This window comes from Oceaniglobus roseus (assembly GCF_002869745.1).
GTDB lineage: Bacteria > Pseudomonadota > Alphaproteobacteria > Rhodobacterales > Rhodobacteraceae > Oceaniglobus > Oceaniglobus roseus.
Genome location: NZ_PNOS01000028.1, coordinates 39,878 through 65,137 on the forward strand (window position 1 = coordinate 39,878; position 25,260 = coordinate 65,137).

Here is a 25,260-nt window from a genome sequence, read left to right on the forward strand (position 1 = left end):
GGCGATACGGGCAAGGGCCCGTCCTCTCGTGTCGGTTGGATTGCTAGCGCACGAACGATCCCGTGGGAAGCCCCGGGATCAGCCGCGCAGCCGCGACTGATAGTCATGGGCGCGCCAGTCGGCGCGGGCCAGCCACTGGTCCTCGGGCTGGCGGGCGGCGAGAGCCGCGTCGATCTCGACCTCGTCGAACCCCGCGCGCCGCGCCATCGCGTACTGGTCGGCGATGACATGCCCCTTCGCCCGAAGCCGTCCGCGGAAGCCGCGCAGGCGAAGCAGGCGGGCGATGGTGAAGCCGCGCCCGTCGGAAAAGCCGGGGAAGGCGACGCGGATCGCCTCGACCCCGTCGAGGTCCAGCGCCGCGACGTCTGCATCGGGGGCAAGGTCCAGCGTCCCCGGACCCTCGAACCCGGCGGCGAACGTTTCGGGGCCGAAGCCGTCGTCGGTCACGATCACTGTCATCTTTCGAACCTTCTTCGCGATTTCGTGGGCATTTTCCTGCCCGAAATAGTCAATTTCCGACATTGCCGCTGGCGCGATGCCTCACGCGGCCGCACCGCGGACCAGCTTGCCGTTGACGAAATGGATGCCGCATTCGTCCTTGTCGCGGCCCCGCCAGCGCCCGGCGCGTTCGTCCTCGCCTGCGGCCACCGGGCTGGTGCAGGGCGCGCAGCCGATCGAGCGGTACCCCTTCGCCACCAGCGGGTGCCGGGGCAGGCGGTTGTTGACGATATAGTCCTGCACGTCCCCGCGATTCCAGTGGGCCAGCGGATTGACCTTGATCCGCCCCGTGCCCGGCTCGGCCTCGAAGAAGTCGAGCGCCGCGCGGGCCGCGCCCTGGTAGCGCTTGCGCCCGGTGATCCAGCCGTCGAAGGGGGCCAGCGCCTCCTGCAGGGGCCGGGTCTTCCTGAGCGCGCAGCAGGCGTCGGGATCGCTCTTGTGGAGCATCGCGTCGGGATCGACGAGGAACAGCGCGTCGCGGTCGGGACGGCGGATGCGCAGATCGCTCAGCCCGAGGCGCGTGGCGACCTCCTGCTGGTAATCCAGCGTCTCGGGGAACAGCATCTCGGTGTCGAGGAAGATCACCGGCACCGTGCGGTCGATCACGCTGACCATGTGCAGCAGCGCCACCGATTCGGCCCCGAAGGAGGACACCATGGCAAGGCTGCCGACCTGCGGGTCGGAGAGGGCGTGGGCAAGGACCGCCGTGGCGCCGTGGTGGGCGTAGCGGCGGTTCAGTTCGGCCACCCGCTCGGTCGCGGGGGCGAGGGGAGCTTCAAGCGGCATCGGCGCGGGCCTCCGGGTAAAGCGCGGCCTTGAACGGAGCAAGGCCGAGGCGGCGGTAGGTCTGGAGGAAGGTCTCCGAAGCGTCGTGGCGGTGGTCGAGATAGGCCCAGACCAGACGCTCGATGGCCGGAACGATCTCGTCCGCCGAGAAGCCGGGACCGGCACGCTCGCCGATCACCGTCGTCTCGGTGCCGTCGCCGCCGAGCGTGATCTGGTAGTTCTCCACCCCCGCGCGGTCGAGCCCGAGGATGCCGATGTGGCCGACGTGGTGATGGCCGCAGGCGTTGATGCAGCCCGATATCTTGATCTTCAGCGCACCGATCTCGTGCTCCAGCTTCAGCTCCTCGAACCGGGTCGCGATCTCCTGCGCCACGGGAATCGAGCGGGCGGTCGCCAGCGCGCAGTAGTCCATGCCGGGGCAGGCGATGATGTCGGAGATCAGGCCGATGTTCGCCGTGGCAAGGTCGGCCCCCTTGAGCGCCTTGTGGATCGCCGGGAGGTACGCCTTGTGGACGTGCGGCAGGATCACGTTCTGCTCGTGGCTGATCCTCAGCTCGTCGTGGCCGAAGGTCTCGGCCAGGTCGGCCAGAACGCGCATCTGCGCGGCGGTCGCGTCGCCCGGGGTCGCGCCGGGCTTCTTCAGCGAGACCGAGACGATGGCGTAATCCGGGTTGCGGTGGGCGGCGAGGTTCGTGTCGGCCCAGGCGCGATAGACCGGATCGGCCAGCGCGGCGTCGTGGGCGGAGGTGTTGGCGCCGGTCCATGCGGGCGCGGCGAAGGCGTCCTGGATCTCGGCGAAGAGCTGGCGGTCGACGCCCGAGAACTGCGGTTTCAGCGCGGCGAAACGCTCCTCGACCAGCGCGCGGATCTCTTCGATTCCATGCTCGTGCACGGTGATCTTGATGCGCGCCTTGTACTTGTTGTCGCGCCGCCCGAGCAGGTTGTAGACCGAGACGATGGCCTCGGCATAGGGCAGCAGGTCGGCCTCGGGCAGGAAGTCTCGGATCACCTTGCCGATCATCGGGGTGCGGCCCAGGCCGCCGCCGACGATCATGCGGTAGCCAAGCTCTCCCGCGTCGTTGCGCAGGATCTGGATGCCGATGTCGTGGGCGCGGATCACCGCGCGGTCGGCCTCTGCGCCGGTCACGGCGATCTTGAACTTGCGCGGCAGGAACTGGAACTCCGGGTGGTCGGTGGACCACTGGCGCAGCAGCTCGGCCACCGGGCGCGGATCGGCGACCTCGTCGGCGGCGGCGCCGGCGAAATGGTCCGCGGTGACGTTCCTGATCGTGTTGCCCGAGGTCTGGATGGCGTGCATCCCGACATCGGCCAGCGCCTCCAGCATGGCGGGGACGTCGCAGAGCTCGGGCCAGTTGTACTGTATGTTCTGGCGGGTGGTGAAGTGACCATAGCCCTTGTCCCACCGCTCGGCGATCATCGCGAGCTGGCGCATCTGGCGGCTGTTCAGCGTGCCGTAGGGAATCGCCACGCGCAGCATGTAGGCGTGCAGCTGGAGGTAGAGCCCGTTCATCAGGCGCAGCGGCTTGAACTCGTCCTCGGTCAGGCTGCCGTCGATGCGGCGTTCGACCTGGGCGCGGAACTCGGCCACGCGGTTCCGGACGAAGGCTTCATCGAAGTCGTTGTAATGGTACATCTTGCTGCTCCTGGGCTGCGGGCGTCGCTCAGCGGATTTCCTGCTTGCCGTGCGGATAGTTGGAGGGGCCGCGGGTGCGGAAGGCCTCGCGGAAATGGACCGGCTCGGGGCCCGTCGCGCCTTTCGCCGCGTCGGCGAGATAGGCGCCGACGGCGACGTCGGGCTGGGACTGCGCCTGGAGAAGGCGAAGCTGGGCGTGGGCCTCGTCCTCGATCAGCTCGGCCTCGCGGATGTCGCGGGACCATCTGTCGTCCTCGGTCAACCAGATGGCGTCGCCCTCGAGCAGGGCGTTGGCGGTGACGACTTTGGGGGTGAACTGGCGGCTCATGCGAAGGCCTCCTGAAGGGGTGAAACTCGGGTGGGACCTCTATGGACGTCGCGCATGACAGCCGTATGCACGGCGTCGCGCGGCGCGAGGCCGAAGAGGGTCAGGGCCGGGCCGGTGAGGGCCGCGCGGGACAGGGTCGGCTCCAGCTCGGACAGCGTCGTCGCGATCACACGCTGGTCGGGGCGCGAGGCGTTCTCGATCACCGTCACCGGAGTGTCGGGATCGGCGCCGTGCATCAGCAGCCGGCCCTGGATGAAGCGGGCGGACTTCTTGCCCATGTAGATCGCGGCGACCTCGCCCGGCGCGGCGAGGGCGTGCCAGTCGTGGTCGGCGAAGCCCTTCATGTCGTGGCCGGTCAGGAACCGGACCGAGGAGTTGCGCTGCCGCTTCGTCAGGCTCTGCCCGATCCCGGCGACGGCGGCGCTCGCGGCGGTGATGCCCGGGACGATGGACCACGAAAGCCCCGCCGCCTCGACCGCCTCGATCTCCTCGTCGAGCCGTCCGAAGACGGTGGGGTCGCCGGATTGCAGCCGCACGACATGGGCGCCCGCGCGGCCATGCTCGACGATCAGGGCGTTGATGTCGCCCTGCGCCATGGCGGCGCCGAAGCCTTCCTTGCCGGCGTCGATCAGGGTGGCCTCGCGGCGGGCGAGTTCCAGGATCTCGGGCGTGACCAGCCGGTCGTGAATCACCACGTCGGCCTCGTGCAGCGCGCGGCGGGCCTTCAGGGTCAGAAGCTCGGGGTCGCCCGGACCGGCGCCGACGAACTCCACCCGGCCGGGTTTCGGCGCGGTGTCGAGGTGGTCGGCCAGCAGCCTGTCGAGCGCGCCCTCCAGCGCGTCGGCCCCGCCCGCGTCGATCGCGCGGGGGCCCGCGTTGAAGTAGTAGTCGGACCAGAAGGCACGGCGTTTCGCGCCGAACGGCAGCGCCTCGACCTTCGCGCGGAAGGCCTTGCCGATGCGGGCGAGGGTGCCGAGGACGGGCGGCAGGCGCTCTTCCAGGTCCTTCTTGATCGCGCGGGCCAGCACCGGGGCCGCGCCTTCGGTTCCGATGGCGATGGTCACGGGGTCGCGGTCGACGATGGCCGGGGTGATGAACTGGCTGTCTTCCAGGTTGTCGACGATGTTCACCAGCGCGCCGTCGGCATGGGCGATGGCGGCGGTGCGGGTATCCTCGGCCGCGTCCTCGTCGGCGGCATAGAACAGCGCGGCGCAGAGCGTGTCGCCGGGTTCAAGACGACGCTCGACCAGTTTCAGGCGCCCCGCCTCGGCCCAGGCGCGGATCTCGGGCGCGGGATCGGCGGCGAAGACGGTAAGGTGCGCCTCGGTCTTCAGCAGCAGCCGGAGCTTGGCGAGCGCGGCGTCGCCGCCCCCCGAAAGGACGATGCGGCGGCCCGCGACGGCGAGGAAGATCGGAAAATGTTGCATGGCGCGTTCCCTGTTCTTCGGGAAAATATAGAACATCGTTCCGGTTTTTCGCCATACGGGGCTTCCACTAAGGACATTCGTTCGCCATAGCTGGCCGAACGGAACATCTGATCGCGACGGAGGGAAAACGGCGAATGACTGTCCGCATAGACGAGATGGATCGCAAGATCCTGTCCGCGCTCCAGGCCGACGCCTCGCAGTCGATGGACGACATCGCGAAGGCGGTGGGGTCGTCGAAGACACCGGTCTGGAACCGGATCCGCAAGCTGCGCGAGGCGGGGGTGATCGGCCAGCAGACGGTGGCGCTGGATGCCGAGGCACTGGGATTCGAGGCCTGCTTCTTCGTGCTGATCCGCACGTCCGAGCACGAGGCCGCCTGGCAGAAGCGGTTCCTCGAGGCCCTGCGTGCCCGCCCCGAGGTGCAGGAGGCGCATCGCCTCGCGGGCGACATCGACTATATCCTGAAGGTCCGGGTGAAGAACGCGCGGGCCTACGACGTGTTCTACCAGGCGCTGATCTCGGAGGTGAAGATCCACAACGTCACGGCGCTTCTGTCGATGGAAGAGCTGAAGTCGACCACGATGCTGCCGTTGTGAAGTGGCGGCGGGGGTGGTCCCCGCCGCCCGCATGGCTTCAGTTCGTGGGGGCGCTGTGGCCGGAGTGGTCCATGCCTTCCATCTTCCGCTCTCCCGCGGCCTCGACGTTGAAGGTCACGTCGAGCGTGCCCGCCTTCTCGAAGACGAGGGTGGCGGGGATCTTCGCGCCTTCTTCCAGGCCCCCCTTCAGCCCCATGAACATGACGTGCAGGCCGCCCGGCGCAAAGGTGACCGTCTCGCCCGCCGGGATCGCCACGCGCTCCTGATGGATCATGGTGGCGACACCGTCCTTCGATTCGGAGGCGTGCATCATCACCTTCGGGAAATCGGCGCGCACCTCGACCAGCGCGTCGTCCTCGGTGCCGGTGTTGGTGATCGTGAGATACCCCGCGCCGGTCTTGGCGACGGGGCTGGTGGCCGTGGCCATCGGGTGGTTCACGGTCAGGCTGCCCACGGTGTACTCGTGGGCCAGCGCGGGGGCGGCTGCGAAGGGGGCAGCCAGAAGCAGGGCCAGAACGGCCGGTTTCATGCGGATCATTGTCATGTCTTTCCTGTGCGCGCGTCGGCGCGGTGCGTCCTGTTCGGCGAAGTCGGCAGCTCAGGCGCGGGGTGGCGCGCGGGAGCCGCCGCCGGGCACGGGGCAGGAGAGGTCGGGTGCGGTGCGGCCCGCCGGCGTGGCGTCGCCGAGGGCGGTCGCCACGGGCCGTGCCGGAGCATCGGGCAGGGGCGGCAGGACCGCCGCGCCGACAAGGCGGCAGGCATCGCAGCGGTCGTGATCGTGGCTCTGCCCGCCGGGATGGGCATCGGCGCAGAGGTCGGAGAGCGTGAATCCCGCCGCGAGAAACCGTTCGAGCGCCGCGTCGGGCGCCCGGTGCGCGAACCCCGCCAGCGTGCTCGCCAGCAGGATCAGCGCTGCCGTGAGGACGTTCAGGAGGGGCCCGACCGGGCGCACGGGACCCCGGCGCTCAGAAGAACGCCTGCAGCCCGGTCTGGGCGCGGCCGAGGATCAGGGCGTGGACGTCGTGGGTGCCTTCGTAGGTGTTCACCGTCTCGAGGTTGACCATGTGGCGGATCACCTGGAACTCTTCCGAGATCCCGTTGCCGCCGTGCATGTCCCGCGCCGCCCTGGCGATGTCCAGCGCCTTGCCGCAGTTGTTGCGCTTCATCATCGAGATCGTCTCGGGCGAGGCCTTGCCCTGCTCCATCAGCCGCCCGAGCCGGAGCGACCCCTGGAGGCCGAGCGAGATCTCGGTCTGCATGTCGGCGAGCTTCTTCTGGAACAGCTGGGTCTGGGCCAGGGGCTTGCCGAACTGCTTGCGGTCGAGCCCGTACTGGCGCGCGGCGTGCCAGCAGAACTCGGCCGCGCCCATGACGCCCCAGGAGATGCCGTAGCGGGCGCGGTTCAGGCAGCCGAACGGGCCCTTGAGGCCTTCCACGTTCGGCAGGAGCGCGTCCTCGCCCACCTCGACGCCCTCCATCACGATCTCGCCGGTGGTGGAGGCGCGCAGGCTGATCTTGCCGCCGATCTTCGGCGCGGAGAGCCCCTTCATCCCCTTCTCCAGGATGAAGCCGCGGATCTTGCCGCCATGGGCCTCGGACTTGGCCCAGACGACGAAGACGTCGGCGAAGGGCGCGTTCGAGATCCACATCTTCGAGCCGGAGATCGAATAGCCGCCGTCGGTCTTCCTCGCCACCGTCTTCATCCCGCCGGGGTCGGAGCCCGCATCGGGTTCCGTCAGCCCGAAGCAGCCGATCAGCTCGCCCGCGCAGAGCTTCGGGAGGTACTTCCGCCGCTGCTCCTCCGAGCCGTAGGCGTGGATCGGGTAGATCACCAGCGAGCTCTGCACCGACATCATCGAGCGATAGCCGGAGTCGACCCGCTCGATCTCGCGCGCGATCAGCCCGTAGGTGACATAGCCCGCGCCGAGGCCGCCGTATTCCTCGGGCAGGGTGCAACCCAGCAGCCCGGCCTCGCCCATCTTCGCGAAGAGCGAGGGGTCCGAGGTCTCGTCGCGATAGGCCTCGATCACCCGCGGCTGCAGCACGTCCTGCGCGAAGGCGCGGGCGGCGTCGCGCAGCATCCGCTCGTCCTCGTCAAGCTGGTCCTCGATCAGGAAGGGGTCTTCCCAGGTGAACCGGGCCATGTCCGGCGCGTCCTTGGCGGAAATCGGCGTGGTCACGTTCATCGCGGGGCTCCTCTCGTGGCGGGTCGCGGCAGACTACCCCGGCGCGCCGACAGGTGCAATCGCACCCCGGCCCGCTTGACTGTCCTGCGACCAGATGCAGCTATGGCGCAAGCCGGAGGAGCCCATGACCGAAATCCCGACATCCATCGACGCGGTGCAGCGCATGCTGGCGGACGAGGACTATGTCTGCGACCGCCCGCTCGCGGTGGTGACGTTCCTCGCGCTGAAGCTCGGCCGTCCGCTGTTCCTCGAGGGCGAGGCGGGGGTCGGCAAGACCGAGATCGCCAAGGCCATCGCGAAGGGCCTCGGCCGCAGGCTGATCCGCCTCCAGTGCTACGAGGGGCTCGACGCCGCCTCCGCGGTCTACGAGTGGAACTTCGCCGAGCAGATGATCGCCATTCGCACCGCCGAGGCGGCGGGTGGCGCCGACCGCGACCTGCTGAAGTCCGAGCTCTTCACCGAGGAGTACCTGATCGCCCGCCCGCTGCTCCAGGCCATGCAGCCCCAGCCCGGCGGCGCGCCGGTACTGCTGATCGACGAGCTCGACCGCACCGACGAGCCGTTCGAGGCCTTCCTGCTGGAAGCCCTGTCGGATTTCGCGGTGACGATCCCCGAACTCGGCACCATCGCCGCCAACGAGCCGCCGATCGTGATCCTGACCTCGAACCGCACCCGCGAGGTCCACGACGCGCTGAAGCGGCGCTGCCTCTACCACTGGGTCGACTATCCCGCCTTCTCCCGCGAGATCGAGATCCTGCAGGCCCGCGCCCCTGAGGCCGGCAGCACCCTCAGCCGCGAGGTCGTCGCCTTCATCCAGAAGCTCAGGACCGAGGACCTGTTCAAGTCCCCCGGCGTCGCCGAGACCATCGACTGGGCCAAGTGCCTGCTGGCCCTCGACATCATGGAGCTCTCGCCCGAGGTCATCGCCGACACGCTGGGCGCGATCCTGAAGTACCAGGACGACATCCAGAAGATCCAGGGCTCCGAGGCCGCCCGCCTCCTCACCGAGGTCCGCGCCGAACTCTCCCCCGCCTGACAGCGATGCGCTCCACGCCCCATCTTTGCTTCCCAAATATCCCGGGGTCCGGGACAGAGCCCCGGTCCCGCACCCTCCACGTCCGCATCGCCAGCAGCAGCGCGCCCCGGGGGGCGCGGGGGGCGGGACGCCCCCCGCCTCCGCCCGGCAAGGAAGGCTGACGTCATGGTGACGCTCCCCGACCTCGAACTTCCCGAGAACCCGAAGCTCGCCCACAACATCGCCTGGTTCGCCCGCGCGCTCCGGGCCGCCGGGCTGCCGATCGGCCCCGGACGCGTGATGGAGGCGATCCGCGCGGTGGCGGCGGCGGGGTTCACCGACCGGCGCGACTTCTACTGGACGCTCCACGCCTGCTTCGTCTCCCGGGCCGAGCAGCGGGCGGTGTTCGACCAGATCTTCCGCCTCTACTGGCGCGATCCCCGCTATCTCGAACACATGATGTCGCTGCTGACCCCCGCGATTCGCGGTGTCGCCGAGGAGCGCACCGCGAGGCCTGCCGAGAAGCGGGCGGCGGAAGCGCTGCTCGACGGGGTCGAGCGGGAGGCGCCGGAGCTGCCCGAGCGCGAGGACGCGCAGGAGATCGAGATCGACGCATCGCGCACGGCGAGCGGGGAGGAACGGCTGCGCTCCCTCGATTTCGAGCAGATGAGCAACGCCGAGATGGCCGAGGCGCGGCGGATCCTCGCCCGGCTGTCGCTGCCCGTGCGCCCGCTCGCTTCCAGGCGCACGCGGGCCGATGCCCGCGGCCGGATCGCCGACTGGCGCGCCACCCTGCGCGCGGCGATGCGGCAGGGGGGCGAGGTGCGGGCGCTCGCGGCGAAGACCCGCCGCCAGCGCTGGCCGAACCTCGTGGTGCTCTGCGACATCTCCGGCTCGATGAGCCAGTATTCCCGCGCGGTGCTGCATTTCCTGCATGCCGTCAGCAACCACAAGGGCGCGGGCTGGGCGAAGGTCCATGCCTTCACCTTCGGCACCCGGCTGACCAACATCACCCGCCACCTCGCCACCCGCGACGTCGATGCCGCGCTGGCCGCGGCGGGCGCCGAGGCGCAGGACTGGGAGGGCGGCACGAAGATCGGCGCCTCGCTCCACCGCTTCAACCGCGACTGGTCGCGGCGGGTGCTGGGGCAGGGGGCCGTGGTGCTGCTGATCACCGACGGGCTGGAGCGCGACGATCCCGGGCAACTGGCGCGGGAATGCGAGCGGCTGCACCTCTCGGCGCGGCAGGTGATCTGGGTGAACCCGCTTCTGCGCTTCGACGGCTTCGCGCCGAAGGCGAAGGGCGTGCTCGCCATGCTGCCCCATGTCGATTCGCTCAGGGCCGGGCACAACATCGACTCCCTCGCTGCCCTGGCCGAGGCGCTGGCCGCCCGCGACCGGACCGTTCCGGGCGAACGTCTGGCGTCTGTCGCCGCGCGCGCCTGATCCCGGACCGGCACCGGACCGGCAGGGCGGAAAGCCGCCTGAGACCGTGGCCGGACACGCTCCGTCGCGTCGCCGCGCGGAACCTCAGGGGTCATCGCGGGTTTGGATGCCCAAGAGATGTGCGTGAAGATCAGTACAAAGGAATACCCCATGCGACCGTCCCTCAGGACAACAACCGCCCTGCTTGCCAGCCTTGCCCTGGTGGTGCCGACCGTGGTGCCGGCGCAGACCGGCAACGCCGCCGGTGACAAGGTCTCGACCTGTGCCGCCGACGATCCCAACTGCGATCCGAACGCCGTGGCCAAGGACCTCGCGGACAAGCTGAAGGAAAAGGCCGATGCGGCCGATCCCTCAGCCAAGGCGAACCGCGAGGCCGAGAAGGCCGCGAAGCAGCAGGCCCGCGAGGCCGAGAAGGCCGCCAAGCAGCAGGCCCGCGAAGCCGAGAAGGCCGCCAGGCAGGAGGCCCGCAAGGCCGAGAAGGCGCAGGCCGATGCCGACGCGAAGGCCGCGGCGCAGGCCGACGCCGACGCCGACGCCAAGGCCGTGAAGCAGCAGGCCGATGCCGACGCGAAGGCCGCTCAGGACGCCGACGCCCGCAAGGCTGCGAAAGCGCAGGCCGACGCCGACGCCAAGGCCGCCGAGGCCGTGAAGCAGCAGGCCGATGCCGATGCGAAGGCCGCCCAGGATGCCGAGGTCCGCAAGTCCAGGAAGGCCGAGCGCGAGGCCCGCGAAGCGGCCGAGGCCAAGGCCGCTGCCGACGCGCGCACCGAGACCCAGGCCAATGTCGGCGCCAAGGCCAAGGCCGAAGCCGACGCCCGCGCCGCAGCGGATGCCGCCGTCACGAACCAGGACGCGACCGATCCCGCCCGCAAGGCGCCCCGCCGCGCCGAGCGCAATGCCGACGGCACAGCTGCCGCCACCACGACGGCGCAGGACGGCGATCCGGCGGCGGCTACCACGCAGCAGGACGATCCGGCCGCCCAGACGACCGACGCCAACCAGCGCGAGACCCCGGAGGAGCGCGCGGCCCGTCTCGCGGCCCGCGAGCAGCGCCTGAAGGAGGGCGAGGCACGCCGCGCCGCCCAGGCCGAGCGCCTGGCACAGCAGGCCGAGCGCGCGAAAGCCTCGCAGGCCGCCACTGCCGACGGCGACGCCGCCGCGAATGCCAAGGTCACGGAAGAGACTGTGACCGAAGCCAACTCGCGCTCCTCGAACGAGGACTTCTCGGGCCAGATCAAGGCCGATACCAACCCCGAAGTGACGGCGACGGCCCAGGCGCCGGAGAAGGACGACGGTCTCTCGAAGCTCGAGAAGGCGCTTCTGCTCGGCGCCGGCGCTCTGGCGATCGGCACGATGATCCAGGGCAACCGGCAGGTCGTCGGCACGTCGCCCGACCGCGTCGTGGTCGCGGATCCGAACGGCGGCTACCAGCTGCTGAAGGATGACAACGCCCTGCTGCGCCAGCCGGGCAACAACATCCAGACGCAGACCTTCGACGACGGCTCGACCCGCACGGTGGTGACGCGCGAAGACGGGAGCCAGGTGGTGACGATCCGCGATAACGACATGCGGGTGCTGCGCCGCACGCTGGTGCGGACGGACGGCAGCGAGGTTCGGCTGATCGACGATACGGCGACGGTGGAGCCGGTCGACTTCTCCGCGCTGCCGCAACCGGCGCCGCAGGTCGAGTACAGCTCGAACGAGCGTGACCTTCGCGCGGCGCTCGAGCGCGAGCAGGCTATCAATCGCCGCTTCAGCCTGGCGCAGATCCGCGACATCAAGGAAGTGCGCAACCTCGCCCCGGCGGTGGAACTGGACGGGATCAACTTCGCGACCGGCTCGGCCGCGATCCGTCCCGAGGAAGCCAACAAGCTGGCCGATCTCGGTCTCCAGATCACCCGCATGATCGAGGAGGATCCGTCTGAGGTGTTCCTGGTCGAGGGCCACACCGATGCCGTGGGCTCTGCCGCGTCGAACCTGATCCTGTCCGACCGCCGGGCCGAATCGTTGGCGCTGGCGCTGACCGAGTACTTCGACGTGCCGCCGGAGAACCTTGTCGTGCAGGGCTATGGCGAGTCGGACCTGAAGGTGCCGACCGAGGGCGCGGAACCGGCCAACCGCCGTGCCGACCTGCGCCGGATCACGCCGCTTCTGCAGACCGCGCAGAACTGATCCGCTCACATGGCGAAAGCGGGCCGCTCCCTTGGGGGCGGCCCTTTTCTTTGCGCAAGGATCGGATCGCCCGGAGGGGGTGGCCGCGGGCAGGATCGACGCAGGTTCACGATCCGAAAGGCCGATCCTATGCTGCGCTGTCTTCCCCTCGATGCCGATTTCGTCGCCTCCGTCCGCGCGGGCGGTCCCGATGCCAATGGACAGCCTGCAGAGCGGGCGGTGTCCGGCGGTTCGGGCACGCCCTGCCGCTCCTGCCTGCGGGACGTGCCGGAGGGCGCCGCCATGCTGATCCTCGCCGCACAACCATTTCCGGCGCTCCAGCCCTACGCGGAAACGGGTCCGGTCTTCCTCTGCGCCGGGGACTGCCGGCCATGGGACGGAGAGGGGATGCCGCCGATCCTCGAAACCTCGCCGGATTACCTGCTGAAGGGTTACGGGGCGGATCACCGCATCGTCTACGGCACCGGCCGGGTGGTGGCGCGGGCGGAGGTGGCCGGTTATGCTGCGGGGCTGCTGGAAGATGCGCGGATCGCCTTCGTCGACGTCCGCTCGGCCCGGAACAACTGCTTCCAGACACGGATCGTGGCGGGGTGAGGGGCGGCGGCCCCCTCGACATTCCTTCCGGCGCGCGGAATGATCCGGGCGAAGGAGCATGCCCATGACCCCCGGATTCGACGACATCCCCGAAACCGCCCTGGCCTGGCACCGCGCGGGCAAGGGTGCGGCGCTGGCCACGGTGATCGAGACCTGGGGATCGGCCCCGCGCCCCGTGGGCAGCCAGCTGGCGATCTCGGGCGAGGCCGAGATCGCGGGCTCGGTCTCGGGCGGCTGTGTCGAGGGCGCGGTGGTGGCCGAGGCGCTGGAGGCGGTCGAGGACGGCGGCGCGCGGCTGCTGGAGTTCGGGGTGAGCGACGACGAGGCCTTCGCCGTGGGGCTGGCCTGCGGCGGCCGTATCCGGGTGATGGTGGAGCCCGTGGGGCGCGACCTGCCCGAGGAGATGCTGGCCGAGCTGGCGGCGCGGCGCGAGCAGCGTCAGCAGGCGGCTTATGTCGTGAATACAAGGACATGGGATCGAAAGCTCGCGTCGCGTGAGAGCTTTCCCGACCGGTTCCGGCTGGACCGCTCGGGGTTCGAGGAGGATGGCGAGACCTTCGTGGCGATCCACAATCCGCCGCTCAGGATGGTCGTCGTCGGCGGCGTTCACATCGCGCAGCCGCTGATGCAGCTGGCGCGGCTGACCGGGTACGACGCGGTGCTGGTGGACCCGCGAGAGGCCTTCGCCTCGGCCGCGCGGTTCCCGGGCGAGGTGCTGCTGCACGACTGGCCGGACCAGGCGCTGACGGACTTCGGGCTGGACGCGCGCACCGCGGTGGTGACGCTGACCCACGATCCGAAGATCGACGATCCGGCCATCGAGACGGCGCTGAAGTCCGACGTCTTCTACCTCGGCTGTCTCGGCTCCACGCGCACCCATGCGAAGCGGGTGGCGCGGCTGGAGGAGCAGGGGTTCGGCGCGGACGACATCGCGCGGATCCATGCGCCGGTGGGGCTGGACATCGGGGCGCGGTCCCCGGCCGAAATCGCCGTGGCGGTGATGGCGGAGATCACCCAGAGGCTGCGGCAGGGCTGATGGAATTCGGCACGACTCCCCTGGCGGAGGCGGGCGGCGCCATCCTCGCCCATTCGGTGATGGCCGGAAAGAAGCGGCTCAGGAAGGGTCTGATCCTGGAGGAAGGGCACCTGGCGGCGCTGGCGGAGGCCGGGGTTGCGGAGGTGACGGTGGCACGGCTCGGGCCCGGGGACGTCCACGAGGACGAGGCGGCGCGGCGGCTCGCGGCGGCGGTGCTGAGCGAGTCCTCGGGATTGCGCGCGTCGGAGGCGTCGACAGGGCGGGTGAACCTTTACACCGAGGGGCGCGGGGTGGTGCAGGTCGACCGGGCGGCGGTGGACGCGGTGAACCGGATCGACCCGGCGATCACGCTTGCCACGGTGCCGGAGTTGCATCACATGGGCGAAGGCGGCATGGCCGCGACGATCAAGATCATCGCCTACGGCGTTTCCGGCGAAGCGCTGGAACGGGCCGAGGCGGCGGCGCGGGGGGCGCTGCGGCTGGCGCCGGTGAAACTGCGCGACGCCGTGCTGATCCAGACCTCGCTGACGGGGGACGGCGGCGAGAAGGGGCGCAAGGCCATCGCGGCGCGGATGGAGACGCTGGGGCTCGACCTCGTTGCCGACGTCGTGGTGGCCCACGAGGAAGGCGCGATCACGGCGGCGCTGCGGGAGGCGAAGGGGGACCTGGTGCTGATCCTCACCGCCTCGGCCACATCGGACATCCGCGACGTGGCGCCCTCGGCCGTCCGGGCGGCGGGGGGGCACGTGCAGCACTACGGGATGCCGGTGGACCCCGGGAACCTGCTGTTCACCGGCGATCTGGACGGCCGGCCCGTGATCGGGCTTCCGGGCTGCGCCCGCTCGCCCGCCCTGAACGGCGCAGACTGGGTGCTGGAACGCGTGGCCTCGGGCATCGCGGTGACGCCGGAGGACATCATGGGGCTGGGGGTCGGGGGGCTCCTGAAGGAGATCCCGACGCGGCCCCGTCCCCGCGAGGGCAAGGGGCGGAGCCGGGAGGCGGCCGGGAGCGATGGCACGTAACGTCCTGTTCATCATGGCCGACCAGCTGAGGTGGGATTACCTGTCGTGCTACGGCCACCCGCATCTGCAGACGCCCAACATCGACGCCCTTGCGGCGCGGGGCGTGCGCTTCACCAACGCCTATGTCCAGTCGCCGTTCTGCGGGCCGAGCCGGATGAGCACCTATACCGGGCGCTACTGCCGCAGCCACGGGTCGACCTGGAACGGCATCCCGCTGCGCGTGGGCGAGCGGACCATTGGGGACCATCTGCGCCAGATCGGGGTGCGCCCGGTCATCGTCGGCAAGACGCATATGCGGCCGGATGTCGAGGGGATGGAATGGCTCGGCATCGACCCGGCAAGCGAGATCGGCGTGACGCTGGCGGAATGCGGCTTCGAGCCGTTCGAGCGGGACGACGGGCTGCATCCCCGCGGCTATGACGATGCGCCGGAGTATAACCGCTGGCTGAACGAGCGGGGCATCGGGGGCGAGAACCCGTGGAACGACCGCGCCAACTCGGCGCGCGGCGACGACGGGGAGCGGCTGACGGGGTGGCTCCTGAAGCACTCGAACCGGGCTGCGGACATCCCCGAAGAGCTGTCGGAGACGCCCTACATGACGACGCGGGCGATGGAGTTCATGGAAGCGGCGGGCGAGGGGCCCTGGCTGTGCCACCTCAGCTACATCAAGCCGCACTGGCCCTACATCGTGCCCGCGCCCTACCACGACATGTATGGCGCCGCGCACGTGGTGCCGCCGGTGCGCGCCGAGGCCGAGCGCGAGACGGATCACCCGGTGTTCCGTGCCTACCAGCAGTCGCGCATCTGCCGGACCTTCGCGCGCGACGAGGTGCGGGAGCGGGTGATCCCGGCCTACATGGGGCTGATCCGGCAGATCGACGACCAGCTCGGGCGGCTGTTCGCCTTCATGGAGGCGCGGGGGCTGATGGAGGAGACGATGATCGTCTTCACCTCGGACCACGGCGATTACCTCGGCGATCACTGGATGGGCGAGAAGGACCTGTTCCACGACTGCTCGGTCAAGGTGCCGCTGATCGTCGCGGACCCGCGGGCGGGGGCGGCGCGGGGGGCGGTGTCGGACGCGCTGGTCGAGGCGATCGACCTCGCGCCGACCTTCCTGTCCTTCTTCGGCGGCGCGCCGAAGCCGCATATCCTGGAGGGCCGCGACCTGTCGCCGCTGCTTCGCGGCGAGGCGCCCGGCGATTGGCGCGCGTACGCGGTGTCGGAATACGACTACGCGACGCGCGAGGCGAGGAAGGTGCTGGGCACGGCCGGCGACGCGTCGCAGCTGTTCATGGTGCGGGACGCGCGCTGGAAATACGTCCATGCCGAGGGGTTCCGGCCGATGCTGTTCGACCTGGAACGCGATCCGGACGAGCTGGAGGATCTGGGCGCAAGCGGCGATGCGGAGCACGCGGCGGTGCGCGCGCGCATGGCCGGGGCGCTCTTCGCCTGGGCGCGGCGGCACCACAGCCGGGTGACGGTGACGCCCGAACGGCTCGACTCGATGCTGGCGTCGGACGACACGGAAGGCATCGTCATCGGCGTCTGGGACGAGGCTGAGTTCGCGCGGCTGAACGGCCGCCCCGTCGGGCCGCGGGACTGAGCGCTCCGGACTTCGCATCCCGCCGCAACTTCGCCCCCGCACTGCCTGAAAAGGCTGCACTTCTTCGCCGCGACCGCGACCAAGGGAGGGGTGGACGCAAGTTTCGTGCGCGCGGGAGGTATGTGGCGAAATGGGTGGTTCTCAAACCGATTCAATGGTGATTAACTCGCCGCGAAAGACGCAGAGGGAGGTATCCATGGCGAAGGTTTCGATGCGCGTGAACGGCAAGTCCGTGTCCGCCGATGTGGAGGGGCGCACGCTTCTCGTGGAGATGCTGCGCGGGCCGCTGGGTCTGACCGGCACCCATGTGGGTTGCGACACCAGCCAGTGCGGCGCCTGTGTGGTTCACGTGAACGGCAAGGCGGTAAAGGCCTGCACGATGTTCGCCGCCGAGGCCGAGGGGGCCGAGGTCACCACGATCGAGGGGATGGCGAACGCCGACGGCTCGCTCGGGACGATCCAGCAGGCGTTCCAGGACTATCACGGGCTTCAGTGCGGCTTCTGCACGCCCGGCATGGTGATGAGCGCGGCGGCGCTGCTGAAGGACAACCCGAAGCCGACCGAGAGCGAGATCCGCCACTACCTCGAAGGCAACATCTGCCGCTGCACGGGCTACCACAACATCGTCAAGGCGATCCAGGCGGCCAGCGGCCAGGACGTGGGCGCCATCGCGGCGGAATAGGCGCGGGGCTGCGAACGCCGGGATCTTTTTGAGTATTTTCAGCAAGAACAAGCGGGGGCCGGTATGGTCCAGCCCCTGCGGCAGCGGCGGGGACGCGCCCCGCGATCTGGGAGGATCAGACAATGCCTAAGGACACTGGAATCGGTGCCAGCAGCAAGCGGCGCGAGGACGTCCGCTTCCTGACGGGCGACGGCAACTACACCGACGACATCAACGTGCACGGCCAGGCCTACGTGCATTTCCTGCGCTCCGACGTGGCCCATGCGAAGATCAACGGCATCGACACCTCGGCGGCGGAAGGCATGCCGGGGGTGATCCGGATCTTCACCGGCAAGGACTTCGAGGCGGTGGGCGGGCTGCCCTGCGGCTGGCAGGTCACTGACCGCCACGGCCAGCCGATGCAGGAGCCGAAGCACCCGGTGCTGGCCCACGGCAAGGTGCGCCACGTCGGCGATCCGATCTGCGCCGTGGTGGCCGAGACGCTTGCCCAGGCGCGCGACGCGGCCGAGGCGATCGAGCTGGACCTCGAGATCCTCCCGGCGGTCATCAACATGAAGGAAGCGGTCAAGGACGGGGCGCCGAAGGTCCATGACGACCTGACCTCGAACCTCTGCTACGACTGGGGTTTCGTGGAGGAGAACCGCGCGGCGGTGGACGAGGCGATCTCGAAGGCCGCCCACGTCACGACGCTGGAACTGGTGAACAACCGCCTGATCGCCAACCCGATGGAGCCGCGCGTCGCCGTGGGCCAGTGGGAGAAGGGGACGGGCGACTACACGCTCTACACCACCTCGCAGAACCCCCACGTGATCCGGCTGCTGATGGGCGCCTTCGTCCTCGGGATCCCCGAGCACAAGCTGCGCGTCGTGGCCCCGGACGTGGGCGGCGGCTTCGGCTCGAAGATTTTCCACTATGCGGAAGAGGCGTTCTGCACCTGGGCGGCGAAGGAATGCCGTCGGCCTGTCAAGTGGACCTCGACCCGCTCCGAAGCCTTCATGACCGACGCCCACGGGCGCGATCACGTCACGAGGATCGAGCTGGCGCTGGACGCGGATCACAATTTCACCGCGCTGCGGACCGAAACCTATGCCAACATGGGCGCCTACCTGTCCACCTTCGCGCCCTCGGTGCCGACCTGGCTGCACGGCACGCTGATGGCGGGCAACTACAAGACGCCGCTGATCTACGTGAACGTGAAGGCGGTGTTCACCAACACCGTCCCCGTGGACGCCTACCGCGGCGCGGGCCGCCCCGAGGCGACGTTCCAGCTGGAGCGGGTGATCGACAAGGCGGCGCGCGAGCTGGGAGTCGACCCGATCGAGCTGCGCCGCAAGAACTTCGTGACCGAGTTCCCCTATGCCACCCCGGTCGCCGTGGAATACGACACCGGCGACTACAACGCGACGATGGACAAGCTGATCGAGATCGCCGACATCGCCGGGTTCGAGGCGCGGGCCGAGGAGAGCAAGAAGAAGGGGCTCTGGCGCGGTCTGGGCGTGAACAGCTACATCGAGGCCTGCGGCATCGCGCCGTCGAACCTCGTCGGCCAGCTGGGCGCGCGCGCGGGCCTCTATGAATCGGCCACGGTCCGGGTCAACGCCACGGGCGGCCTGGTCGTGATGACCGGCTCCCACAGCCACGGGCAGGGCCACGAGACGGCCTTCCCGCAGGTGGTCGCCGACATGATCGGCATCCCCGAGGACATGGTCGAGGTCGTCCATGGCGACACCGCCAACACGCCGATGGGCATGGGCACCTACGGCTCGCGCTCGCTCGCGGTCGGCGGCTCGGCCATGGTGCGGGCCACCGAGAAGATCATCGCCAAGGCGAAGAAGATCGCGGCCCACATCATGGAAGCCTCCGACAGCGACATCGAGCTGAAGGACGGCAAGTTCACCGTAGCGGGCACCGACAAGTCGCTCGCCTGGGGTGACGTCACGCTGGCGGCCTACGTCCCCCACAACTATCCGCTGAAGGACATGGAGCCGGGGCTGGAGGAGACGGCGTTCTACGACCCGAACAACTTCACCTATCCCGCCGGTGCCTATGCCTGCGAGGTCGAGGTGGATCCCGAGACCGGCAAGGTGACGGTGGCGCGCTTCGCCGCGGCGGACGATTTCGGCAACATCATCAACCCGATGATCGTCGACGGGCAGGTGCACGGCGGGATCGCCCAGGGCATCGGCCAGGCGCTGCTCGAGAACTGCGCCTACGACGAGGCGGGGCAGTTGATCTCGGCCTCCTACATGGACTACGCGATGCCCCGGGCGGACGACGTGCCGTTCTACAGCGTCGACCATTCCTGCCAGACGCCCTGCACCCACAACCCGCTTGGCGTGAAGGGCTGCGGCGAGGCGGGGGCCATCGGCTCGCCCCCCGCGGTGGTCAACGCGGTGATCGACGCGCTCCAGCGCGGCGGCAAGAACGTGACGCACATCGACATGCCGCTGAGCCCCGCGCGGGTCTGGGCGGCGATGAACGGTGCCACGGCAAACGAAGGCGCGGCGCAGCCCGCGGCCCGCGACAGCGGTTCGGCCGAGGGCCGGTCGCTGGGCGGTCAGGTGTAAGGAGCGAGAGCAGATGTATTCTTTCGAACTGGTACGGCCCAAGAGCCTGGCCGAGGCCCTGTCGGCGCTGAAGGAGGAGGATGCCCAGGCGCTTGGCGGCGGGCAGACCCTGATCCCGACGCTGAAGCAGCGGCTGGCGCAGCCCTCGAAACTGGTGAGCCTGTCGGCCATCGACGAGATCAAGGGCGTCTGCGTGGACGACGACGGGCGCCTGTGCATCGGCGGCGGCACCACTCACGGCGAGATCGTGGCGAGCGCGGGGGACTACCCGGCGCTGGTCTCGCTCGCCTCGCGGATCGGCGACCCCGCGGTGCGGAACCGCGGGACGATCGGCGGCTCGATCGCCAACAACGATCCCTCGGCCTGCTATCCCGCGGCCTGCCTCGCCAGCAACGCGACGATCTGCACCGACCACCGCGAGATCCCCGCGGACGAGTTCTTCCAAGGCATGTTCATGACCGCGCTGGAAGAGGGCGAGATCGTCACCGAGGTGCGCTTCCCCGTGCCGCAAAAGGCCAATTACCAGAAGTTCGCGCAACCGGCCTCGCGCTTCCCGCTGGTCGGCGTGTTCGTGGCCAGGTTCTCGGACGGGGTGCGGGTGGCGATCACCGGCGCGTCGGAAGGCGGCGTGTTCCGCTGGACCGAGGCGGAAGAGGCGCTGTCTGACAACTTCTCGCCCGAGGCGATTGAGGGGCTGACCGCCTCGGCCGATGGTCTGATCACGGACCTGCACGGCTCGGCCGCCTACCGGGCGCACCTGATCAAGGTGCTGACCGGCCGCGCGGTGAAGGCCGCCGCCTGACCCCGCCGACCCCATCGGGGTGAGGCAAGGAACAGGGCGCCGTCCGGAGCGATCCGGGCGGCGCCTCCGCATTCGCGGGGCCTGACCCGTGCGACCAGGGTACCACCGCAAACGCCTCACCGCCCCTGCTTCTTCTTTGTGAAAATACTCCCGCCGGAGGCATCCCGCCTTCTCCATCCGTGCTTCCCTCCGGGCCCAAGGCATCATTTTCCTCAAGGAAAATGACCCGGTTTCCTCGAGGAAACCGGAACCCGCCCGGATCCTGGCGCCGCGCCCGGGCGGACATGATCCTGTCCGAACGCGAGGGGTCCATTTTCCTTCAGGAAAATGGTCCGGTTTTCTTGAGAAAACCGGGCCCCGTCGGGTCGGTCGCCCGCAACGAAAGGGCCGCCCCCCTTTCGGGGAGCGGCCCTCGGCACTCGTCACATGGCTCACTCTTGAAGCATCACACTCGTCAAGGTCACCCGATGCACATACAGGGTCCGGGTAAAGGAGCCGTACTCGTCACGAAACTTCAGCGGGGCAGGAGCACGCCGTCGATGACGTGGATCACGCCGTTGGACTGCTTCACGTCGGGGATCGTCACCTCGTAGGCGTCGCCCTTCTCGTCGAAGATGAAGACCCGGCCCGAGGGCGTGACCTTTGCCGACAGCGCGTCGCCCGAGACGGCGGTGAAGTTGTAGAAACCGTCGCGGCTGGCTTTTGCCTTCGCCACGATGTCGGCAGCCGACGAGTTGCCGGACACGACGTGGTAGGTCAGGATCTTGGTCAGCTGGTCCTTGTTCTCGGGCTTCAGCAGGGTCTCGACGGTGCCCGCGGGAAGCTTCTCGAACGCTTCGTTCGTCGGCGCGAAGACGGTGAAGGGGCCTTCGCCGTTCAGCGTGTCGACCAGCCCCGCGGCCTTCACCGCGGCGACGAGGGTGGTGTGGTCGGCCGAGTTCACCGCGTTCTCGACGATGGTCTTGTTCGCGTACATCGGCGCGCCGCCGACCATCGGGTTGTCGCCCTCGGCCATCGCGGTGTCCGTGGCCGGCATGGCGGCCCCGCTGTCGCCCGCCGCCTTCTCGGGCGCGGGCAGGAGCACCTTGTCGATTACGTGGATCACGCCGTTCGACTGCTTCACGTCGGCGATGGTGACATGGGCCACGCCGCCGGTCTCGTCCGTCAGGGTGATGCTGTCGCCGTCCATCTTCGCCTTCAGCACGCAGCCGCCGACGGTGTTGACGTCATGCTCGCCGCCGTCGTCCTGGATCATGCCCGCGATGGCGTCCGACATGGCGTCGGCGGCGACCACGTGGCAGGTCAGCACCTTGGTCAGCATGTCCTTGTTCTCGGGCTTCAGCAGGGTGTCGACGGTGCCGGCGGGCAGGGCGTCGAAGGCGGCGTTCGTCGGTGCGAAGACGGTGAAGGGGCCGGGGCCGCTCAGCGTCTCGACCAGGCCCGCCGCCTTGACCGCGGCGACCAGCGTGGTGTGGTCGGCGGAGTTCACGGCGTTCTCGACGATGTTCCTGTCGGCGAACATCTCGGCTCCGCCCACCATGGGGTTGCCGCCGGTGTGGGACGCGGCGAAGGCGGTGCCGCCCGCCAGGGCGAGGGAAGCGATCAGGGTCGTCGTCTTCAGAAGGTTGCGCATCGTGGATCTCCCGGTTGGTCGCACCGGTCTGCGGTGCGTCATGGGGAGACCCACGGGGCGACACGGCGGCGAGTTTCACGCCGCCGTCAGAAAATGTGCGGCGGGCGTGAGGCTCAGCCGCGCCGCCGCCTGCGCCGCCCGCCGTCCGCGCCGTCGCCGTTGGTGTTGAAGCTGACCTCGGGCAGGGTCACGATCTGTGCGAGTTCCGGGAAAGGATCGGTGGCGTGGGGCAGGGCGTTGGCGTTGACGAAATGCTCCTGGAAGCGGGGGGCGATGGCGGTTTCGACCTTGGTGATCTTTCCCACCGTCGCCTCGATCTCGCGCCGGGACGCGCGGTTCAGGAGGGCGATGCGCGCACCGGTGCCCGCCGCATTGCCCGCGCTGCGGACATGGGAGAGCGGCGCGTCGGGGATCATGCCGAGGACCATGGCGTGCTTCGGCGAGATGTGCGCACCGAAGGCGCCAGCCAGCACCATGCGCTCCACCCTGTCGGCGCCGAACTCGTCCATCAGCAGGCGGGCACCCGCGTAGAGGGCGGACTTGGCCAGCTGGATCGCGCGGATGTCTCCTTGTGTGACGGTGATCTTCGGGCCGCCCTCGGCCGTGGCGTCGTGGATGACATAGGCGTGGGTGCGGCCCTCGGGGATCATCCGCTCGGTGCCGCATTGTTCGGCCGAGCCGATCAGGCCCGAGGGGTCGACGAGGCCGGCCATGCGCATCTCGGCCACCGCCTCGATGATGCCCGAGCCGCAGATGCCGGTGATGCCGGTGCCTTTCGTGGCCTCGTGAAAGCCCGGCTCGTCGGACCAGAGGTCGCAGCCGATGACGCGGAAGCGGGGCTCCTTCGTGGCGGGGTCGATGGTGATCTTCTCGATCGCGCCGGGGGCGGCGCGCTGGCCGGACGAGATCTGCGCGCCCTCGAAGGCGGGGCCGGTCGGGGAGGAGCAGGCGAGGACGCGGCGGGTGTCGCCGAGCAGGAGCTCGGCGTTGGTGCCGACATCGACGATCAGGGTGAGCTCGGGCTGCTTGCCGGGCTCCTCGGACAGCGCCACGGCGGCGCAGTCGGCGCCGACATGGCCCGCGATGCACGGCAGGATATAGGCCTTGGCGGCGGGGTTCAGGCTGTGGAGGTCGAGATCCTTCGCCTCGAGGTTCAGGGCGGAGGAGGTCGCCAGCGCGAAGGGCGCCTGGCCCAGTTCCACCGGGTCGATGCCGAGCAGCAGGTGGTGCATCACCGGGTTGCAGACGATCACCGTTTCGACCACGGCGCGGGGATCGACGGCGGATTGGGACGCGATTTCGACGGCGAGGTCGTTGATCGCGGCGCGGACGGCGTCGGTCATCTCGGTGTCGCCGCCGGGGTTCATCATCACGTAGGAGACGCGGCTCATCAGGTCCTCGCCGAAGCGGATCTGCGGGTTCATGATCCCCGCTGAGCCGAGGATGCGGCCATCGGAGAGGTCGCAGAGATGGGCGGCGATGGTGGTCGAGCCGAGGTCGATGGCGAGGCCGTAGAGCCCCTGTTCGTAGAGGCCGGGCCAGAGGTCGACCAGGGTGGCGGGCTGTTCCTCATGGGGCTGGTGCAGCGCGACGGTGACCTGCCAGTTGCCCTTCCTGAGCGTCGGCTGGAGCTTCCGCAGCACCGGTAGGGAGGCGGTCACGGGGCCGGTATTCCACTGGGACTCCAGGGCCTTGACCAGCCGCTCCATGTCGCCGGAGGGTTCGTGCATGTCCGGCTCTTCCACCTCGACGAAGTAGAGGCGGGTGGCGGGGTCCATGGCGATGGTGCGGGCGGTGGCCTCCTTGCGGACGACCTGCTTGTGGACCTGGGATTCGGCCGGGACGTCGATCACCACGTCCTTCTGCACGGTCGCCTGGCAGCCGAGGCGGCGGCCCTCCTTCATCCCGCGCTTGGACTTGTAGCGCTCCTCGACGCTGTTCCACTCCGAAAGCGCGTCGCGTTCGACGGTAACCCCGTGTTTCGGAAAGGATCCGTAGCCCGGGGAGACCTGGCATTTCGAGCAGATGCCCCGGCCGCCGCAGACCGAATCGAGGTCGACGCCAAGCTGGCGGGCGGCGGTCAGGACCGGGGTTCCGACGGGAAAGCGGCCGCGCTTGCCGGAGGGGGTGAAGATCACGAGAGGGTCGGTCATGGGGTGCGTCCGGGGCGTGTGGTTTGCGTATGACTTGCGTATGATGGGCGTCTGCACAAGGCGGGAGCGTGGCCGCGGAAGATATTTGCGACGTTCGCGTTCAGCGATGAGGGCAGCCCCCGACCGTCACGCCGAAGGCGTAAAGGGGCGGTCGGGGGCTGCCCGGCGTGAATGCCGGGCGAAACATCTGTGCGGGTGTGCCCGGAGTTTCCCAAACTCCGGCTGGCTCGGACCGTTGGGCCGGGCTGACTCATCGCGCCAGCAGCGAAGGCCCCCAGAGCCACACCGCCAGCGGCACCGGCAGGGTGGACAGCACGACGGTCACGAACATGCCCAGGCGCGAGAACAGGCCCGAAAGCCCGGCGATCAGGCAGATGCCGCCGCCGCCGCCGATCAGGGCGGTGCCCGGCAGGTTCAGCAGCGCGGCGATGGTCAGGTAGCGGAAGCGCACGGCCCAGGTCCCGAGCTGCCCCGGCAGGCGGGCGCGCAGCAGGGCCAGGCGGCGGGGGCGGGAGAGCGGCTCGATCTCCTCCAGCAGGCGACAGGCGCGCGTGAGGCGCAGGTCGAGGAAGAAGCGGTGCAGGATGCGGTAGGGCAGGAAGCGGCCCGCGAGATAGGCCGCCATCAGCCCGGTGACGGTGCCGAGGTAGATGAAGGGCGCGATCCCGGCGCCGCCGAGCAGCAGGAGCGAGATGCCGATCTCGACCCCCGGAACGAACGGAATGGCGATCAATGCGGCATAGAGGACCACCGCCGAGGCCAGCAACGTCGTCATCGCCACGTCCTGCCGGTGGTCGGGCAGGCGTTCCACGAGGTCCATCGCCCTTTCGAGCAGCAGATGTGCACCCCAGGCGAGCGCGAGGATCACCAGCAGCCGCAGCCCCATGCGCAGAAGCGCGACGGGGAGCGGCGGGACGGGCGGCGTCCCGGGTGTCGGGGCGCCCGCCTTCGGGGCGGGGTCGGACATGCCGGGAGGCTCCGGAACGGGATGGACGTGCCCCGACACTGCCTGCACCGGCAGGCCGTGTCACGGGCAAACCCGTGCGCGGGCGGGGCG

Annotated in this window: 22 protein-coding genes and 1 pseudogene; 11 read left to right on the plus strand and 12 right to left on the minus strand. The window is 69.5% G+C overall.

The features are described from left to right. Positions 1-78: 78 nt before the first annotated feature. From A7B20_RS14135 to cysG, 5 genes are all read right to left on the minus strand, one after another. Positions 79-459, minus strand: coding sequence for a DUF934 domain-containing protein (locus A7B20_RS14135; RefSeq protein ID WP_102109255.1), 381 nt, complete (start codon positions 457-459; stop codon positions 79-81). An 81-nt stretch (positions 460-540) separates the two neighbouring features. Beyond that, positions 541-1,284: a phosphoadenylyl-sulfate reductase gene (locus A7B20_RS14140; protein WP_102109231.1), complete on the minus strand. Its 744-nt coding sequence runs from the start codon at positions 1,282-1,284 to the stop codon at positions 541-543. Next, on the minus strand, positions 1,274-2,938 hold the full coding sequence (locus A7B20_RS14145) for a nitrite/sulfite reductase (protein WP_102109232.1): 1,665 nt from the start codon (positions 2,936-2,938) through the stop codon (positions 1,274-1,276). Before A7B20_RS14145 ends, A7B20_RS14140 begins: the two co-directional genes overlap by 11 nt. A gap of 28 nt (positions 2,939-2,966) precedes the next feature. After that, positions 2,967-3,266: a DUF2849 domain-containing protein gene (locus A7B20_RS14150; protein WP_102109233.1), complete on the minus strand. Its 300-nt coding sequence runs from the start codon at positions 3,264-3,266 to the stop codon at positions 2,967-2,969. After that, the gene (gene cysG, locus A7B20_RS14155) at positions 3,263-4,693 is read right to left on the minus strand and encodes a siroheme synthase CysG (RefSeq protein ID WP_102109256.1); all 1,431 of its coding nucleotides are present in this window, start codon (positions 4,691-4,693) and stop codon (positions 3,263-3,265) included. Before cysG ends, A7B20_RS14150 begins: the two co-directional genes overlap by 4 nt. Before the next feature lie 134 nt (positions 4,694-4,827). On the opposite strand from cysG, the gene A7B20_RS14160 reads away from it, so the two are divergent. Beyond that, on the plus strand, positions 4,828-5,289 hold the full coding sequence (locus A7B20_RS14160) for an Lrp/AsnC family transcriptional regulator (RefSeq protein ID WP_102109234.1): 462 nt from the start codon (positions 4,828-4,830) through the stop codon (positions 5,287-5,289). A gap of 37 nt (positions 5,290-5,326) precedes the next feature. On the opposite strand, the gene A7B20_RS14165 is transcribed toward A7B20_RS14160, so the two are convergent. The 3 genes from A7B20_RS14165 to A7B20_RS14175 are packed head-to-tail and all read right to left on the minus strand — an operon-like array spanning position 5,327 to position 7,475. Next, positions 5,327-5,833: a copper chaperone PCu(A)C gene (locus A7B20_RS14165; RefSeq protein WP_245866946.1), complete on the minus strand. Its 507-nt coding sequence runs from the start codon at positions 5,831-5,833 to the stop codon at positions 5,327-5,329. Positions 5,834-5,887: 54 nt separating this feature from the next. Continuing rightward, positions 5,888-6,241, minus strand: coding sequence for a hypothetical protein (locus A7B20_RS14170; protein WP_102109235.1), 354 nt, complete (start codon positions 6,239-6,241; stop codon positions 5,888-5,890). Positions 6,242-6,254: 13 nt separating this feature from the next. Continuing rightward, a complete protein-coding gene (locus tag A7B20_RS14175; RefSeq protein ID WP_102109236.1) occupies positions 6,255-7,475 on the minus strand; it encodes an acyl-CoA dehydrogenase in 1,221 nt (406 codons plus the stop codon). A 124-nt stretch (positions 7,476-7,599) separates the two neighbouring features. Between A7B20_RS14175 and A7B20_RS14180 the strand changes: the two genes are divergently transcribed. The 10 genes from A7B20_RS14180 to A7B20_RS14230 all read left to right on the plus strand — a co-directional run bounded on the left by A7B20_RS14180 (position 7,600) and on the right by A7B20_RS14230 (position 20,417). After that, the gene (locus A7B20_RS14180; RefSeq protein WP_102109237.1) at positions 7,600-8,511 is read left to right on the plus strand and encodes an AAA family ATPase; all 912 of its coding nucleotides are present in this window, start codon (positions 7,600-7,602) and stop codon (positions 8,509-8,511) included. Positions 8,512-8,676: 165 nt separating this feature from the next. Next, on the plus strand, positions 8,677-9,936 hold the full coding sequence (locus A7B20_RS14185; protein WP_102109238.1) for a vWA domain-containing protein: 1,260 nt from the start codon (positions 8,677-8,679) through the stop codon (positions 9,934-9,936). Positions 9,937-10,059: 123 nt separating this feature from the next. Continuing rightward, complete coding sequence (locus A7B20_RS21725) at positions 10,060-12,108, plus strand: OmpA family protein (RefSeq protein ID WP_172961020.1); 2,049 nt, start codon at positions 10,060-10,062, stop codon at positions 12,106-12,108. 129 nt (positions 12,109-12,237) lie between these two features. Beyond that, positions 12,238-12,702, plus strand: a complete 465-nt coding sequence (locus tag A7B20_RS14200; protein WP_102109240.1) for a DUF1203 domain-containing protein — start codon at positions 12,238-12,240, stop codon at positions 12,700-12,702. 64 nt (positions 12,703-12,766) lie between these two features. Next, positions 12,767-13,738, plus strand: coding sequence for an XdhC family protein (locus tag A7B20_RS14205; protein ID WP_172961021.1), 972 nt, complete (start codon positions 12,767-12,769; stop codon positions 13,736-13,738). Continuing rightward, positions 13,738-14,760, plus strand: coding sequence for a molybdopterin-binding protein (locus A7B20_RS14210; protein WP_102109242.1), 1,023 nt, complete (start codon positions 13,738-13,740; stop codon positions 14,758-14,760). The genes A7B20_RS14205 and A7B20_RS14210 overlap by 1 nt, the downstream gene beginning before the upstream one ends. Further along, a complete protein-coding gene (locus tag A7B20_RS14215) occupies positions 14,750-16,366 on the plus strand; it encodes an alkaline phosphatase family protein (protein WP_102109243.1) in 1,617 nt (538 codons plus the stop codon). The genes A7B20_RS14210 and A7B20_RS14215 overlap by 11 nt, the downstream gene beginning before the upstream one ends. Before the next feature lie 196 nt (positions 16,367-16,562). Then, positions 16,563-17,048 carry a (2Fe-2S)-binding protein gene (locus tag A7B20_RS14220; protein WP_102109244.1) on the plus strand — a complete coding sequence of 162 codons (486 nt, stop codon included), beginning with the start codon at positions 16,563-16,565 and terminating at the stop codon, positions 17,046-17,048. 122 nt (positions 17,049-17,170) lie between these two features. After that, positions 17,171-19,615 (plus strand): xanthine dehydrogenase family protein molybdopterin-binding subunit, encoded by a 2,445-nt coding sequence (locus A7B20_RS14225; RefSeq protein WP_102109245.1) that lies wholly within the window; start codon positions 17,171-17,173, stop codon positions 19,613-19,615. A 13-nt stretch (positions 19,616-19,628) separates the two neighbouring features. Next, positions 19,629-20,417, plus strand: a complete 789-nt coding sequence (locus A7B20_RS14230) for an FAD binding domain-containing protein (RefSeq protein WP_102109246.1) — start codon at positions 19,629-19,631, stop codon at positions 20,415-20,417. Positions 20,418-20,931: 514 nt separating this feature from the next. On the opposite strand, the gene A7B20_RS21630 is transcribed toward A7B20_RS14230, so the two are convergent. The 4 genes and pseudogenes from A7B20_RS21630 to A7B20_RS14245 form a co-directional block, all read right to left on the minus strand. Further along, entirely contained in the window at positions 20,932-21,453 is a 522-nt protein-coding gene (locus A7B20_RS21630) for a fasciclin domain-containing protein (RefSeq protein WP_245866952.1), read from the minus strand. Between the two features lie 33 nt (positions 21,454-21,486). Continuing rightward, positions 21,487-22,050, minus strand: a pseudogene (locus A7B20_RS21635) (fasciclin domain-containing protein); the annotation flags it as partial. A gap of 113 nt (positions 22,051-22,163) precedes the next feature. Beyond that, positions 22,164-24,203 carry an ASKHA domain-containing protein gene (locus tag A7B20_RS14240; protein WP_102109248.1) on the minus strand — a complete coding sequence of 680 codons (2,040 nt, stop codon included), beginning with the start codon at positions 24,201-24,203 and terminating at the stop codon, positions 22,164-22,166. Between the two features lie 250 nt (positions 24,204-24,453). Then, positions 24,454-25,170, minus strand: a complete 717-nt coding sequence (locus A7B20_RS14245; protein ID WP_102109249.1) for a hypothetical protein — start codon at positions 25,168-25,170, stop codon at positions 24,454-24,456. Positions 25,171-25,260: the final 90 nt, after the last annotated feature.

Excerpts from the sequence above, each read along its gene's own strand:
- A7B20_RS14135 (WP_102109255.1), bottom strand. The coding sequence starts at position 459 with ATGACAGTGATCGTGACCGACGACGGCTTCGGCCCCGAAACGTTCGCC.
- A7B20_RS14180 (WP_102109237.1), top strand. The coding sequence starts at position 7,600 with ATGACCGAAATCCCGACATCCATCGACGCGGTGCAGCGCATGCTGGCG.
- A7B20_RS14220 (WP_102109244.1), top strand. The coding sequence starts at position 16,563 with ATGGCGAAGGTTTCGATGCGCGTGAACGGCAAGTCCGTGTCCGCCGAT.
- A7B20_RS14175 (WP_102109236.1), bottom strand. The coding sequence starts at position 7,475 with ATGAACGTGACCACGCCGATTTCCGCCAAGGACGCGCCGGACATGGCC.
- A7B20_RS14225 (WP_102109245.1), top strand. The coding sequence starts at position 17,171 with ATGCCTAAGGACACTGGAATCGGTGCCAGCAGCAAGCGGCGCGAGGAC.
- A7B20_RS14145 (WP_102109232.1), bottom strand. The coding sequence starts at position 2,938 with ATGTACCATTACAACGACTTCGATGAAGCCTTCGTCCGGAACCGCGTG.
- A7B20_RS21630 (WP_245866952.1), bottom strand. The coding sequence starts at position 21,453 with ATGCCGGCCACGGACACCGCGATGGCCGAGGGCGACAACCCGATGGTC.
- A7B20_RS14150 (WP_102109233.1), bottom strand. The coding sequence starts at position 3,266 with ATGAGCCGCCAGTTCACCCCCAAAGTCGTCACCGCCAACGCCCTGCTC.
- A7B20_RS14185 (WP_102109238.1), top strand. The coding sequence starts at position 8,677 with ATGGTGACGCTCCCCGACCTCGAACTTCCCGAGAACCCGAAGCTCGCC.
- A7B20_RS14230 (WP_102109246.1), top strand. The coding sequence starts at position 19,629 with ATGTATTCTTTCGAACTGGTACGGCCCAAGAGCCTGGCCGAGGCCCTG.
- A7B20_RS14245 (WP_102109249.1), bottom strand. The coding sequence starts at position 25,170 with ATGTCCGACCCCGCCCCGAAGGCGGGCGCCCCGACACCCGGGACGCCG.
- A7B20_RS14240 (WP_102109248.1), bottom strand. The coding sequence starts at position 24,203 with ATGACCGACCCTCTCGTGATCTTCACCCCCTCCGGCAAGCGCGGCCGC.
- A7B20_RS14205 (WP_172961021.1), top strand. The coding sequence starts at position 12,767 with ATGACCCCCGGATTCGACGACATCCCCGAAACCGCCCTGGCCTGGCAC.
- A7B20_RS14215 (WP_102109243.1), top strand. The coding sequence starts at position 14,750 with ATGGCACGTAACGTCCTGTTCATCATGGCCGACCAGCTGAGGTGGGAT.
- cysG (WP_102109256.1), bottom strand. The coding sequence starts at position 4,693 with ATGCAACATTTTCCGATCTTCCTCGCCGTCGCGGGCCGCCGCATCGTC.
- A7B20_RS14160 (WP_102109234.1), top strand. The coding sequence starts at position 4,828 with ATGACTGTCCGCATAGACGAGATGGATCGCAAGATCCTGTCCGCGCTC.
- A7B20_RS14210 (WP_102109242.1), top strand. The coding sequence starts at position 13,738 with ATGGAATTCGGCACGACTCCCCTGGCGGAGGCGGGCGGCGCCATCCTC.
- A7B20_RS14140 (WP_102109231.1), bottom strand. The coding sequence starts at position 1,284 with ATGCCGCTTGAAGCTCCCCTCGCCCCCGCGACCGAGCGGGTGGCCGAA.
- A7B20_RS14200 (WP_102109240.1), top strand. The coding sequence starts at position 12,238 with ATGCTGCGCTGTCTTCCCCTCGATGCCGATTTCGTCGCCTCCGTCCGC.
- A7B20_RS14165 (WP_245866946.1), bottom strand. The coding sequence starts at position 5,833 with ATGACAATGATCCGCATGAAACCGGCCGTTCTGGCCCTGCTTCTGGCT.